This is a genomic window from Massilia yuzhufengensis (genome assembly GCF_900112225.1).
Lineage (GTDB): Bacteria > Pseudomonadota > Gammaproteobacteria > Burkholderiales > Burkholderiaceae_D > Telluria > Telluria yuzhufengensis.
On the sequence record NZ_FOLD01000054.1, the window covers coordinates 1 to 11,540 of the forward strand.

The following is an 11,540-nucleotide window of genomic DNA, read 5'->3' on the forward strand; positions in this document are numbered from 1 at the left end:
GGGTGAAACCGGCCCCGATGAAGCAGGAATCCAACAGCAGGCAGCTTTAAGCAGCAATGGCTAGCTTTGCGCAAGTTTGGAGGAACGGTGTAGCGCCCTTACTTGCCAGTTGCCGGCAGGAGCGCGCGCAGCCGTTCCGGCCAGGGCCGCGACTTTTCGGCCTTGAAATCGACCCACACCATCTTGGCGCCACCTTCGGCGTGCAGGGCGCCCGCCTCCCCGTCCGCTCCGACCAGGCGGATTTCGTGGCTCACCTCGATGCTGGATCGTCCCGGCGCGCCGGCGAAGGTCGACACCTCGATCTCGCCCGGATAGGTCAGCTGCTTGAGGAAGGAACAGTGGGCGTTGACGATCACCGGCCCTTCGCTGGCGCCGGCCGGATCGGGCAGCGCGCCCAGCTGCTCGAGCCAGGCGATGCGGGCCGACTCGATGTAGCGGAAGTAGACGGTGTTGTTGACGTGGCCCATCGCATCCATGTCGCCCCAGCGGATCGGCATGCGCAGGGTATGGACGAACTGCCGGCCGCTCGTTGAATCCGTCACTGCGCCGTCATGCCGTCGTCGGCCGTGATGATGGCGCCGTTGATGAAGTGCGCCTCCTCCGCCGCCAGCAGCAGCAGCAGGCCATCGAGGTCTTCCGGCTTGCCCGGGCGTTTGCGCGGCAGCATGTCGATCAGCTTGCGGCCCTGCTCGGTTTCGAAATAATCTTCGTTCATCTCGGTGGAAATGTAGCCGGGGCAGATGGCGTTGACGTTGATACCGTACTTGCCCCACTCCACCGCCATGGCCTTGGTCATCTGGACCACGCCGGCCTTGCTCATGCAGTACACGCCGATCTGCGGCAGCACGCGCAGGCCGGCGACCGAGGCGATGTTGACGATGCGGTGCTGCTTGCGCGGATCGCCCTTGGCGCGCTGGATCATGCGCTTGGCCGCCTGCTGGGCCACGAAGAACGCGCCGCGCAGGTTGGTGTCCATGATGTAGTTGTAGTCTTCTTCGGTGACGTCCATCAGGCGCTGGGTGCTTTGCACGCCGGAGTTGTTGACCAGGATGTCGATCGGGCCGGCCTCGGTCTCGGCATGCGCGATGGCGGCCTTGATGCTGCCAAGGTCGGTCACATCGAGCCGCACCACGTGGGCGGCGCCGCCGTCGGCCTCGATCTCGGCGCGCAGTTCCTTGAGGCGCTCGACCCGGCGTGAGGCCAGCACCACCTGGGCGCCGGCGCCGGCCAGCGCCTTCGCGAAACGGGCGCCAAGACCGCTGGAGGCGCCCGTGACCATGGCGATTTTTCCTTCGTAGTTGACTTCGATACCCACGTTTGGATCCCTTCCCCGTCAGCCCTGCTGGTTGCGAAGTCATCATCTTACACAAATCATCAGTATTAGATTGCCGCATCTAATAATGTCCGTAAAATGGCGGCCAAAGTTGCAAACAATGACAAAAACCCGCACACTCGTGCTTAAATTTTTTTTGCCAGATAAGACACCATGACTGAGACCACCAATATCCTCGAACAATACGGACCACGCGAAGCCATGGAATACGACGTGGTCATCGTCGGCGGCGGCCCTGCGGGCCTGTCGGCGGCGATCCGGCTCAAGCAGCTGGCGGCGCAGCAGTCGAGGGAAGTCTCGGTCTGCGTGCTGGAAAAAGGCGGCGAACTCGGCGCCCACATCCTGTCGGGCGCGGTGATGGACCCGATCGCGCTCAATGAACTGATTCCCGACTGGAAGGAAAAGGGCGCGCCGCTGAACACCGCGGTCACCGAAGACCAGGTGCTGTTCCTCACCGAGACCAAGTCGTATGCGACGCCGCACTTCATGGTCCCGAAGATGCTGACCAACCACGGCAACTACATCGTCTCGCTGGCCAACGTGGTGCGCTGGCTGGGCCAGCAGGCGGAAAGCCTGGGTGTCGAGATCTTCCCCGGCTTCCCGGCCGCCGAAATCCTGTACAACGAGGACGGCTCGGTGAAAGGTGTCGCTACCGGCAACATGGGCGTCAAGCGCGATGGCGAGCCGGGTGGCGACTTCCAGCTGGGCATGGAGCTGCACGCCAAGTACACGATGTTCGCGGAAGGCTCGCGCGGCCACCTGGGCAAGCAGCTGATGCAGAAGTATGACCTGAACAAGGGCAAGGATCCGCAGACCTATGGCCTGGGCATCAAGGAGCTGTGGGAGATCGACCCGGCCCTGCACAAGCCCGGCCTGGTGATCCACACCGCCGGCTGGCCGCTCGATAACAGCACCTACGGCGGCTCCTTCCTGTACCACCTGGAGAACAACCAGGTGGCGGTGGGCTTCGTGGTGGGCCTGTCCTACCAGAACCCCTACCTGTCGCCGTATGAGGAATTCCAGCGCTATAAAACCCACCCGGAGATCCGCAAGTACTTCGAAGGCGGCAAGCGCATCTCGTACGGCGCGCGCGCGATTACTGCAGGGGGTTTGCAATCCTTGCCGAAAACCGTGTTCCCGGGCGGCGCCCTGATCGGCTGCGACGCCGGCTTCCTCAACACCAGCCGCATCAAGGGCAGCCACGGCGCCATCAAGACCGGCATGCTGGCCGCCGAAGCGGCCTTCGCGGCGCTGGGCGAAGGCCGCCAGCACGACGAGTTGCACGCCTACCCGGTGGCCTTCGAACAATCGTGGCTGCACGAGGAACTGCACGTGGCGCGCAACTTCAAGCCATGGATGAGCAAGGGCTTGTACCTGGGCACCATCATGACCGGCATCGACCAGATGGTCTTCCGCGGCAAGGCGCCATGGACCTTGCACCACAAGCATGCCGACCATGAAAACCTGAAGCCGGCCTCGCATTTCCAGCCGATCGTGTATCCGAAACCGGACGGCAAGCTGACCTTTGACCGCCTGTCGTCGGTGTTCATCTCGAATACCAACCATGCCGAAGACCAGCCGGTGCACCTGACGCTGAAGAACCCGAGCATCCCGGTGGACGTCAACCTGGCCAAGTACGCGGGTCCGGAACAGCGCTACTGCCCGGCCGGCGTGTACGAGTTCGTGAAAACCGACGAGGGCAAGGACCGCCTGCAGATCAACGCGCAGAACTGCGTGCATTGCAAGACCTGCGACATCAAGGACCCGACCCAGAACATCGTGTGGGTGACGCCGGAAGGCGGCGGCGGCCCCAACTATCCGAACATGTAAGGGCCGGCATGCGTACCACGACCTCGCGGCTGTGGGCCGCCCTGCTGGCCTGCGCGCTGTCCCTGCCCTTGGCCGCACCGGCCAGCGAGGCCGGGGTGCGCAGCGCCGCCCTGCTCGACCACGCCTACTGGATCGAGCCCAACGTCACCTACCTGAACGCAAGCGGCAAGGAGCTCAAGCTCGACGTCTACCGCCCGATGAAGCGCAGCGACACGCCGCAACCCGTGGTCGTCAACTTCCACGGCGGCGGCTGGGTGGCGGGCAACCGGGAAAGCGCGGCGCTGTCCGCGATGCCCTACCTCGAGATGGGTTTCATGTTCATCAACGTCAGCTACCGGCTGGCGAACGTGGCGCCGGCGCCGGCTGCCGTCGAGGACGCGCTGTGCGCGCTGCAGTGGGTCGGCCGCAATGCGAAGAAATACAACGTCGACCTGGCGAAGGTGGTGACCACGGGCGACTCGGCCGGCGGCCACCTGGCGTTGGCCAGCGCGATGATCCCGCCCGATTCACCCTTCACCCACCAGTGCGCGGCCAACGAGCCCACCTGGGCCGGCCCGTACCAGAACGTGGCGCCGAAGGTGGCGGCCGTGGTCAACTGGTATGGCATCACCGACGTCGCCGACATGCTGCAGGGGCCGAACCTGCGCTCGTATGCGGTGGCGTGGTTCGGCAGCATGCCGGGGCGCGCTGAACTGGCGCGGGCGCTGTCGCCCTTGAGCCATGTGCGCGCCGGCGGGCCGGCCGTGTTCACCATCCATGGCGACGCCGATCCGCTGGTGCCCTACGCGCACGGCCTGCGCCTGAAGGCCGCGCTGGACAAGGCGGGCGTGAAGAACGTCCTGCATACCGTCAAAGGTGGCGGCCATGGCGGCTTTACGGCCGAGCAGCACGTCGGCGCCTACGAGGGCGCCCATGCCTTCCTGCGCGGACTGGGGATCGCGCCGGCCACGCCCTGAGCTTCTTTTTTTACTGCTGAGTTTGTCCGAACAGTCCTACGGGCACCCCTCCCATGCTCCGATTGCGACGGCCGCCCAGAGGTTTATGATGAAGTCCTCAACCACTCTTGCAAGGAGTACTTCATGGGTGAAAACAAAGGACATGGAGTCAAAGGCCCGCGTCACGACAACGACATTGACGACCCGAGCGCAAGCCAGGGTAGCCAGAAGCAGTCGGGCAACATGCAGTCGGGACAACAGCCGGGCAATATGCAGTCGGGAAAGCAGCAATCCGGCCAGCAGAAGCAAGGTAGTCAGCAGTCGGGCAAGCAGGGCAGCCAGCAATCCGGCGGCCAACATGCTTCCGGCGGCACGCCGGCACTGGACGATCCAGGAGCAAGCAAGGGTGAATCCGCCAAGGATGCAGCCCAGGCCTGGAACCAGGACAGCGCCGACAAACCACGCGGTAATCGTTAAAGGCGGAGCGCGCAACGCGCCCCATGACGCTGAACTACGAACACGCACCGACGCAGGCCCATAGCTTGCCCCGGTGCGTGTTCGCATGGGTGCCTCCTCCCCCTCATTCTTTCCTTCAGGCTAGCGCGTCCGAGTGCTCCTACGCCCTAGCCGCGCGTGCGCCGATGGCCGAGGCCGGCAGGAAGGCTAAGATGGTCTTCCACATTCATCAATGAGGAGACCACCATGAATCCGAACCAGCCAAACGACCGCAACCAGGCGAAGCCGCAGGATGCCGGCCAGGGCCAGCAAGCGGACCGTCAGCAGTCTGGCAGCCAGCAGTCGCAGCAACCGGGCAGCCAGCAGCAAGGGCAGCAGCAACAGCGCAATCCGCAGCAGGGTAGCCAGCAGCAAGGCAACCAGCATCAAGGCAACCAGCAGCAAGGCCAGCAAAGCGGAGGCCAGCATGCCTCGGGTGGCACGCCTGCATTGGACGACAGGGACGACATGGAACGGGGCGAGAGCGCCCGCCAGGCCAGCGAAGCCTTCAAGCAGTCCGACGGCCAGCGCGACAAGCGCTGACGGCGCAACCCACGTCGCGCCTCAGCGCGCGGCGTGGGCGCGATTCAGGCGCCGCTCGGCGCGGCGCTGGATCGCTTCGAAGAACAGGCTCAGGCACCAGTAGATGCAGGCCGCCGCGACGTACAGGGGCAGCGGCTGGAAGGTCACGGCAATCACTTCCTTGGTCGCGAGCATCAGTTCGGTCAGCGCGATCACCGACACCAGCGAGGTATCCTTGATCAGGCTGATGAGCGTGTTGCTCATCGACGGCACCGCGATGCGCAACGCCTGCGGCAGGACGATATGGTGCAGGGTCTGCCAGTAGCCCAGGCCCAGGCTGAAGCTGGCCCGCCACTGCCCTTCGCTCACCGCGCGGATCGCGCCGCGCAGGCTTTCCGACAGATAGGCGCCGGCATTGAGCGACAGCGCCAGTACGCCCGCCGTCACCGGCGTGAACTCGACGCCGATGCTGGGCAAGCCATAATAGATGACGAAGATCTGCACCAGCAGCGGCGTGCCGCGCATGATGCTCACATACAAGCTGGCCGGCAGCCGGACCACGGCCAGCGGCGAGATCCGCATCAGCGCCACCGGGAAGCCGATCGCCAGGCCGCCGACCATCGAGGCCACGGCGAACATCAGGGTATAGCCGGCCCCCGTCAGCAGCACCGGCGCCGACTCGCGCAGCAGCGCGATCAGCTCCATGGCCGGCCCTTGCGCCCCGTCACACCGGTCACGGCGCTGCGCGGCTGGCGTCGGTGCCGAACCACTTCACCGACAGCGCCTTGAGCGACCCGTCGGCGGTGGCGTCCGCCAGTACCTTGTCGACCGCCGCCTTGAACTGCGGGCTGCCCTTGCGGAAGGCGATGCCGGTGCGCTCGATCGCGCCGACGCGCGCGCCAGCCTTGATCGGCAGCTGCGAATTCTTGAGCAGGTAGGCCACCATCAGGCTGTCGTTCAGGGCCGCATCGATACGCCCGAAGGCCAGGTCCTGCAGGTTTTCCGGCGCCGCCGGGTAGCTCTTGACCTCGATGCCCGGCACGGTCTTGGCCTGTTGCTCGAACACGCTGCCCTGCCCCACGCCGACCTTCTTGCCCTTCAGGTCGGCCAGGCTGGCGTAGCTGGCGCGGTCGTTCTTGCGCACGATCAGCTGCGGGCTCGAATAGGTGTAGGGACGCGAGAAGTCGAACACCTGCTCGCGCTTGGGGTTGATGCCGACCTGGCTGACGATCACGTCGTACTTGCCGGCGGCCAGGCCGGCCAGGATGGCGGACCATTCGGTGGTGACGAATTCAGGCCGCAGCCCCAGCTTGCCCGCGACCAGGCGCGCGACATCGACGTCGTAGCCGGCCAGCTGGCCGGTTTTCGGGTCCTTGAAGTTGAAGGGCGGGTAAGTGCCTTCCATGGCCACGCGCAGCGTGCCGCGCGCCCTGGCGTCGGTGAGCAGGTCGGCGGCATGCGCCGGCACGAGCGCCGCCAGCGATGCCGCCAGCGCCATGCCCAGTAGGGCACGGCGTGCCACGGTGTTCGTATGCTGACCCATCAAATTTCGCTCCGTCACATGGTTGAGCTGACTTTATAACCGAAACCCGGGCGGGCGGGAAGCGCCGCGGCTCAGTAGCCGGGCCGGCGGGCGCGGGCGCCGAACGGGTGGCCGGTGACGAGGGTCGTGCTGGCCACCAGCGAGGACAGTCCCAGGATCAGCTGCACCAGCCGGTCGTCGGGCAGCACCCAGACCCGGCCGCGCGGCGGCTCGGCGCCGGTGGCGGCCACGATCAGCGGCGCGATCCACTCGGCCTCCTGGTCGACATCCAGGATCACCGCGTCGTCGGTCGTCTGCAGGTACAGGTTGCCGCCTTCGGCCAGCGTGAAGCAGATGCCGACGCCGGTCTCCTGCGGCTTGACCAGCTCCTGCAGCGCGCTGTTGTGCTCGTCGATCCAGAGTTCGACGTCTTGCGGCGTTTCCAGGCTGGTCCAGGGGCGGGGGCGAAAGCGCGGCGGCGGGGTATCGGGTGGCAGGGTCATGTAATGCAGGCAAAAGCGGAACGAGCCGTATCTTACGGGATTTTTCAGCACCAGCAAGCCCCACCTGCCTCAGCCGGGGCGTTGCCCCACCAGGATCAGCGACACCGGCTTGCCGGTGCGCGGATGGAGCGGCTCGCGCAGCTCGACCAGGCGCAGGCCGTGTTCTTCGAACAGGGCGATCCAGCTGGCGATGGTACGGAAGTACCAGGGCGCCGGGTCGGAAAAATCGCTGCTGAAGCCGGCCCAGCTGCCGTCGCGCCAGCCGTCCACATAAGGGGCGTCGCCGCAGGCCATGAGCGGATGGACGGTCTGCACCAGCAGGTGGCCGCCCGGGCGCAGATAGCTCGGCGCGGCCTGGAACAGCCCGCGCACCGCCGCGTCGCCGATCAGCGAAAAATTGCATACGGCGATGTCGGCCGACAGCGCCAGCTGGCCTTGGGCGACCTGTTCGTACGACAGGCAGCGGAACTCGCCGCCGCCGGCCGCCTGCGCCTGCGCCACCAGCCCGGCGATGGCGTCGACGCCCACCATCTCCACTTCCGGCAGCGCCCGCACCAGCCAGCCTTCGCCGCAGCCCAGGTCGACGCCGGTCCGGGGTGCGCGCCCCCGCACGGCGTCGACGATCGCGCCGTTCGTCACCAGCACCCGCGACTCGATCTCGCCGCTGCGCACGGCGGCGGTCCAGGGATCGGTATTGCGCGACCAGGATTGGAGGATGCTGTCGTCGGTGTGCTGGGTCATGGGGCGCCAGTCTGTTGGTGGGAAAGGCATCCAGCATACCGCGCAATCACGCAATGTCGAGTTCGACGATGCGCGCCCTTGCCTGCCCGCCCTCGATCACCAGTTCGCCGACCGAGATGGGCAGCGTGAAGCGGCGCCGCCCGGCGCTGCCTGGATTAACGAAGAGCACGCCGCCTTGCTCGCGGCACGACGGCCGGTGCGAATGCCCGGAGACGACCACCCGCATGCCGGCCGCGACCGGATCGAGCGGCAATTCCTTGATGTCATGGATGACGTAGATGGCCACCGGCCCCAGCCGCAGCACGGCGGTTTCCGGGATCGCCTGCGCCCAGGCGCCGCGGTCGTTGTTGCCGCGCACGACCGTGAGCGGCGCGATCGCCGCCAGCGGCGCCAGGATCTCGGGGCCGGTGATATCGCCCGCGTGAATGATGTGGTTGCTGCCCCGGAGGAAGGCGAGCGCCTCCGGGCGCAGCAAGCCGTGCGTGTCGGAAATAAGACCGACCCGCATCCTCACGGACGCTTGCTGCCGGCCATCTTGGCCGTGGTATAGATCGAGTACAGCGCCGCCAGGCCCACCGCGACATACAGGATGCGGGTCGCCGGGCTGCCGCTGCCGAACACGGTCGCGACCATGTCGACGTCGAACAGGCCGACCATCGCCCAGTTCAGGCCGCCGACGATGAGCAGGGCCATGGCCAGGTAGTCGAGCGCCGACATGGCCGAGCGCTGGTGGCCGCGGACCGACGTGCGTCGTTCGCCGTGGGTCCTGCGGTCCATGGTTGGAGCATTCATGGTTGCCATCACTTCCTCCCTGGTAACAGTGAGATGGAGTGTCCAGGGCTGCCTGCCCTGGCACTGACAACTTCATATTAGCCGAAGATCCGCGCCCTGCTCGCACGCGTCACGCCCCCGCGCCTCAGCCCTTCCAGGTGCGATTGAGGCCGGTATCGGCGTGGATCCAGCCGCCTTTCGGGCCGGCGCGGTAGTAATAACCGACCCCGCCCTGGCGGAAGCTGCGGATCAGGCCGCCAAGCACTTCCTCGTTCAGGCTGGCGATGCGGATATCGGCTGCCTTGCCCACCATGTGCAGGGACTTGCGCGCCGCCGGAACGCCCTCTTCGACCAGGCGCCGGTTCGACGCCTCGGTACGGTAGCCGGACAGGATCTCGAGTGGCTGGGTCATGCCGTAGCGGGCGATGAAGGCCTGGGTGCCCCACAGCACTTCGAACAGCTTGGGGTCGATCGGCGCCGACTGGCGGCCATTGACGTCGCGCAGGATATGGCACAGCTCCTGGTAGGCGGAGTCGATGACTTCGCCATCTTTCCAGTACAGGACCTTGGCCCGTTCGCCGCTTTGCGGGCGGACCAGCGAGAGCGTGCGCGGCTTGACCCAGAAGTCCAGGTCCAGCAGTTGCGCATCGAACAAGTCGGGTGGGGGTTCCAGGTCCTTGACCTGGGCCGCCGCCGCCAGCGGGGCGCCGAGGGCGCCCATGGCGCACAGGCGGGCGCTTTGTTGCAGGAAATCTCTACGGGAAGCCATGTCGAACTCATCTAATCGAGGGCGCTTACTATATCGCAAGCTTCCCCGGGACAAAAGCAGTGTTCGTCGAGATTGTTGTGCTGGCGGAGGAAACAGCCTAGCTGCTGCAGTTGCAGAAGCGCTTGCGCGCGGCGGCGCCGGGGCCGGTGTCGCAGGCGGCGTCGAGCTGTTTCCACAACAGGTCGCATTCGAGGCCGAAGCAGGATTTGTCCTTGCCGGCATTCACATACCCCTGGCGCTCGAAGAAGGCGCTGGCGCTGGCGGGGCTGTGCAGGCTGAGCTTGGTGATGCTCCAGGCCCGGGCCTGGTCTTCGGCCGCGGCCAGCAGGGCCGCGCCGACGCCGGTGCGCAGCGCTTCCGGCGACACATAGCACAGGGCCACCTTGCCGCCCTGCGTCAGCAGGCACAGGCCGGCCAGGGCGCCGCCGCTGTCGGCGACCAGCGCATGGTTGGTGGGGGACGCGAACCAGGCGCCGACGTTGGCCGTGGTCTTGTTGCCAAGCCAGGCCTCGAGTACGGCGGGCCGGTCCTGGTGGTCGGGCTTGCAGCCGATTTCGATCGAGCGGCGCAGCAGCGCGCAGGCAGCGGCGGCATCACCGGGTACCGCCTTGCGAATGTCAAAACGCGTGGACATCAAACATCACTATGCATAAAAAACGATCATCAAAACTTGGCAGGCCGGGCCTGCGCCTCCGGTGCGATGGCAGGGCACGACTATACACCGAAAGCCGATGACCCTGCTGCGAGCATGTGTATGCGCAGGCTGACTAAGCATATGACAAAACGATTGTTCCTTACTTGGGCGAAGTTACGCATGATGCAGCCTGTCACCACAAGATTTCGAATAGCGAGAACAACATGACCCAGACCTCCCCGCTTCGCCGCATCCTCCTCGCCCTGGCACTGGGCGCCGCACTGCCCCTGTCGGCCAGCGCCGCCACCCCCGAGCTGCTGAACGTGTCCTACGACGTGGCGCGCGAGCTGTACAAGGAGATTAACCCGGCCTTCATCGCCCAGTACAAGAAACAGACCGGCACCACGGTCGAGATCAAGCAATCGCACGGCGGCTCGAGCAAGCAGGCGCGCGCCGTGGCGGACGGCCTGGAAGCTTCGGTAGTCACGATGAACCAGGCCAACGACATCGACATGCTGGCCGACCGCGGCCTGGTGGTCAAGGACTGGGCCAGGAAGTTCCCGAACAATGCGGCGCCCTACTACTCGACCATGGTCTATCTGGTGCGCAAGGGCAACCCGAAACAGATCCGCAACTGGGACGACCTGGCCCGCCCGGGCGTGCAGGTAATCATCCCCAACCCCAAGACCGCGGGCAATGGCCGCTACACCTACCTGGCGGCCTGGGGCTCGGCGATCAAAAAAGGCGGCAATGAAGCCGCGGCGCGCGACCTGGTCGGCCGCATCTTCAAGAACGTGCCCATCCTCGACGCCGGCGGGCGCGCCGCCACCACCACCTTCACCCAGCGCCAGATCGGCGACGTGCTGGTAACTTTCGAAAACGAAGTGAGCATGGTGCGCGCCGAATTTGGCGACAACTTCGAAGTGGTCTACCCGACCGTGTCGATCCTGGCCGAATCGCCCGTGGCCGTGGTCGACAAGGTGGTCGACCGCCGCAACCTGCGCAAGCCGGCCACGGCCTACCTGAACTTCCTGTACTCGCCGGCCGGCCAGGAGATCGGCGCCAAGCACTTCATGCGGGTGCGCTCGGATGCTGTCATGAAGAAATACGCCGCCAACTACAAGCCGATCCAGCTGTTTACGGTGGACGAGCTGTTCGGCGGCTGGCGCAACGCCCAGAAACGCCACTTCGACGATGGCGGTGAGTTCGACAAGATTTACCAGGCCAAATAAAGCCAGCCAACAAGCCCTGCCCCGCGCAGGGCTTTTTTCATGGCGCTGTCACCTTTGGCTGTGGATGAGGATTGAACTGTCGAGCTGCGCCACGGTCCAAACCGTATCGCCATCCCACGGAGCCTTCCATGCGTTCGCCCCGCTTCAAGAAGTGGTTCGCCGCGCTGCCGGTGCTGAACCAGCCCCAGCGCCTTCAAGTGATCGACGCCTTGCGCCCGGCGGCCGGGCTCGATCAATTGCTGGCGCTGCTCGA

General features: G+C 65.7%; 15 protein-coding genes. 5 read left to right on the plus strand and 10 right to left on the minus strand.

The window, feature by feature from the left end; translation table 11 throughout:
• Window positions 1-98 precede the first annotated feature (98 nt).
• Window positions 99-497: an acyl-CoA thioesterase gene (locus BM031_RS24580; protein WP_091877571.1), complete on the minus strand. Its 399-nt coding sequence runs from the start codon at window positions 495-497 to the stop codon at window positions 99-101.
• Between the two features lie 41 nt (window positions 498-538).
• A complete protein-coding gene (locus BM031_RS24585) occupies window positions 539-1,315 on the minus strand; it encodes an SDR family oxidoreductase (RefSeq protein WP_091877548.1) in 777 nt (258 codons plus the stop codon).
• Window positions 1,316-1,486: 171 nt separating this feature from the next.
• Between BM031_RS24585 and BM031_RS24590 the strand changes: the two genes are divergently transcribed.
• From BM031_RS24590 to BM031_RS24605, 4 genes are all read left to right on the plus strand, one after another.
• Window positions 1,487-3,163, plus strand: coding sequence for an electron transfer flavoprotein-ubiquinone oxidoreductase (locus tag BM031_RS24590; RefSeq protein ID WP_177207896.1), 1,677 nt, complete (start codon window positions 1,487-1,489; stop codon window positions 3,161-3,163).
• A gap of 8 nt (window positions 3,164-3,171) precedes the next feature.
• A complete protein-coding gene (locus BM031_RS24595; protein ID WP_091877550.1) occupies window positions 3,172-4,119 on the plus strand; it encodes an alpha/beta hydrolase in 948 nt (315 codons plus the stop codon).
• A 123-nt stretch (window positions 4,120-4,242) separates the two neighbouring features.
• Window positions 4,243-4,575 (plus strand): hypothetical protein, encoded by a 333-nt coding sequence (locus BM031_RS25370; protein ID WP_143084709.1) that lies wholly within the window; start codon window positions 4,243-4,245, stop codon window positions 4,573-4,575.
• Window positions 4,576-4,800: 225 nt separating this feature from the next.
• A complete protein-coding gene (locus tag BM031_RS24605) occupies window positions 4,801-5,136 on the plus strand; it encodes a hypothetical protein (protein ID WP_091877554.1) in 336 nt (111 codons plus the stop codon).
• Window positions 5,137-5,157: 21 nt separating this feature from the next.
• Here BM031_RS24605 and BM031_RS24610 read toward each other — a convergent pair whose 3' ends face one another.
• From BM031_RS24610 to BM031_RS24645, 8 genes are all read right to left on the minus strand, one after another.
• The gene (locus tag BM031_RS24610) at window positions 5,158-5,820 is read right to left on the minus strand and encodes an amino acid ABC transporter permease (RefSeq protein ID WP_091877556.1); all 663 of its coding nucleotides are present in this window, start codon (window positions 5,818-5,820) and stop codon (window positions 5,158-5,160) included.
• 28 nt (window positions 5,821-5,848) lie between these two features.
• Window positions 5,849-6,658 (minus strand): transporter substrate-binding domain-containing protein, encoded by an 810-nt coding sequence (locus BM031_RS24615; protein WP_177207897.1) that lies wholly within the window; start codon window positions 6,656-6,658, stop codon window positions 5,849-5,851.
• Between the two features lie 71 nt (window positions 6,659-6,729).
• Window positions 6,730-7,140 (minus strand): hypothetical protein, encoded by a 411-nt coding sequence (locus tag BM031_RS24620; protein WP_091877558.1) that lies wholly within the window; start codon window positions 7,138-7,140, stop codon window positions 6,730-6,732.
• Between the two features lie 69 nt (window positions 7,141-7,209).
• Window positions 7,210-7,881 (minus strand): class I SAM-dependent methyltransferase, encoded by a 672-nt coding sequence (locus tag BM031_RS24625; protein WP_091877560.1) that lies wholly within the window; start codon window positions 7,879-7,881, stop codon window positions 7,210-7,212.
• 46 nt (window positions 7,882-7,927) lie between these two features.
• Window positions 7,928-8,389, minus strand: a complete 462-nt coding sequence (locus BM031_RS24630) for a metallophosphoesterase family protein (protein WP_091877562.1) — start codon at window positions 8,387-8,389, stop codon at window positions 7,928-7,930.
• 2 nt (window positions 8,390-8,391) lie between these two features.
• Window positions 8,392-8,673, minus strand: a complete 282-nt coding sequence (locus BM031_RS24635; RefSeq protein WP_307187646.1) for a DUF378 domain-containing protein — start codon at window positions 8,671-8,673, stop codon at window positions 8,392-8,394.
• Between the two features lie 124 nt (window positions 8,674-8,797).
• The gene (locus BM031_RS24640; protein ID WP_143084710.1) at window positions 8,798-9,421 is read right to left on the minus strand and encodes a YcbK family protein; all 624 of its coding nucleotides are present in this window, start codon (window positions 9,419-9,421) and stop codon (window positions 8,798-8,800) included.
• Between the two features lie 97 nt (window positions 9,422-9,518).
• Window positions 9,519-10,055, minus strand: coding sequence for a GNAT family N-acetyltransferase (locus BM031_RS24645; RefSeq protein WP_091877568.1), 537 nt, complete (start codon window positions 10,053-10,055; stop codon window positions 9,519-9,521).
• 224 nt (window positions 10,056-10,279) lie between these two features.
• Here BM031_RS24645 and BM031_RS24650 point away from each other — a divergent pair, with 224 nt between their 5' ends.
• Window positions 10,280-11,287 (plus strand): sulfate ABC transporter substrate-binding protein, encoded by a 1,008-nt coding sequence (locus BM031_RS24650; RefSeq protein WP_091877569.1) that lies wholly within the window; start codon window positions 10,280-10,282, stop codon window positions 11,285-11,287.
• Window positions 11,288-11,540: the final 253 nt, after the last annotated feature.

Coding starts and splice junctions, on each gene's coding strand:
- BM031_RS24580 (WP_091877571.1), bottom strand. CDS start 497: ATGCCGATCCGCTGGGGCGACATGGATGCGATGGGCCACGTCAACAAC.
- BM031_RS24590 (WP_177207896.1), top strand. CDS start 1,487: ATGACTGAGACCACCAATATCCTCGAACAATACGGACCACGCGAAGCC.
- BM031_RS24595 (WP_091877550.1), top strand. CDS start 3,172: ATGCGTACCACGACCTCGCGGCTGTGGGCCGCCCTGCTGGCCTGCGCG.
- BM031_RS25370 (WP_143084709.1), top strand. CDS start 4,243: ATGGGTGAAAACAAAGGACATGGAGTCAAAGGCCCGCGTCACGACAAC.
- BM031_RS24605 (WP_091877554.1), top strand. CDS start 4,801: ATGAATCCGAACCAGCCAAACGACCGCAACCAGGCGAAGCCGCAGGAT.
- BM031_RS24610 (WP_091877556.1), bottom strand. CDS start 5,820: ATGGAGCTGATCGCGCTGCTGCGCGAGTCGGCGCCGGTGCTGCTGACG.
- BM031_RS24615 (WP_177207897.1), bottom strand. CDS start 6,658: ATGGGTCAGCATACGAACACCGTGGCACGCCGTGCCCTACTGGGCATG.
- BM031_RS24620 (WP_091877558.1), bottom strand. CDS start 7,140: ATGACCCTGCCACCCGATACCCCGCCGCCGCGCTTTCGCCCCCGCCCC.
- BM031_RS24625 (WP_091877560.1), bottom strand. CDS start 7,881: ATGACCCAGCACACCGACGACAGCATCCTCCAATCCTGGTCGCGCAAT.
- BM031_RS24630 (WP_091877562.1), bottom strand. CDS start 8,389: ATGCGGGTCGGTCTTATTTCCGACACGCACGGCTTGCTGCGCCCGGAG.
- BM031_RS24635 (WP_307187646.1), bottom strand. CDS start 8,673: ATGAATGCTCCAACCATGGACCGCAGGACCCACGGCGAACGACGCACG.
- BM031_RS24640 (WP_143084710.1), bottom strand. CDS start 9,421: ATGGCTTCCCGTAGAGATTTCCTGCAACAAAGCGCCCGCCTGTGCGCC.
- BM031_RS24645 (WP_091877568.1), bottom strand. CDS start 10,055: ATGTCCACGCGTTTTGACATTCGCAAGGCGGTACCCGGTGATGCCGCC.
- BM031_RS24650 (WP_091877569.1), top strand. CDS start 10,280: ATGACCCAGACCTCCCCGCTTCGCCGCATCCTCCTCGCCCTGGCACTG.